General features: G+C 43.7%; 1 protein-coding gene. It reads right to left on the bottom strand.

Annotated features, from left to right (window positions below):
* Positions 1-180 precede the first annotated feature (180 nt).
* Positions 181-327 (bottom strand): YgaB family protein (locus SB660_RS19520; RefSeq protein ID WP_410583903.1); only part of this gene is annotated, 147 nt, incomplete at its 5' end.

Genomic DNA, 327 nt, shown 5'->3' with positions numbered 1-327 from the left:
ATAGCTGTGAATTTGAATGGTTTCTCCTTCCTTGGGATATCCCATATTTCTCCCCTACTTTCTGTAAAGCCCTGCAGTCAATGCAGCCGCAATTGCTTTCCGACAAGTCTTTTCACTATTATAACGTTACGAATTAAAAAATGAAAATAAAAGAACCACTCCGCTTCCGGAATGGCACATTCATTTCTGCACATAGGAAGACGGCTTTTCCGTGCTGCGATAAGACTGGATGACTTGCTCTGTCTGCCTTTGGAATAACTCCTGTATGCCGGCCAGGTCTTTTCGCTTTGTCGCAATTTCGTCCTGTACATTGTCCAGCTTTGCATC

This window comes from Bacillus sp. SIMBA_005, assembly GCF_046535585.1.
Classification (GTDB): Bacteria; Bacillota; Bacilli; order Bacillales; family Bacillaceae; genus Bacillus; species Bacillus pumilus.
Note: the sequence above shows the minus strand (reverse complement) of the source record. Positions and strands in the feature narration are given on the sequence as shown.